The organism is Neisseria sp. HMSC068C04, assembly GCF_001810105.1.
Classification (GTDB): Bacteria; Pseudomonadota; Gammaproteobacteria; order Burkholderiales; family Neisseriaceae; genus Neisseria; species Neisseria flavescens_B.
Map to the genome: position 1 here is coordinate 1 of NZ_KV800014.1, position 235 is coordinate 235.

Consider the following 235-nt stretch of genomic DNA (forward strand, 5'->3'; position numbering starts at 1 on the left):
CCAGCCGCCTTCAGGCGGCTGTGTGTTGAAACAACATGGAACACGGCGTATGTGTCCTACCTATGGCAGCCAGCCGCCTTCAGGCGGCTGTGTGTTGAAACCAAAAAGTAGTAAATCCATATCAAGCCCCTGCCGTCCAGCCGCCTTCAGGCGGCTGTGTGTTGAAACATCCAACAGCGGAACAGCAATAGCAGGCGGAATCTCCAGCCGCCTTCAGGCGGCTGTGTGTTGAAAC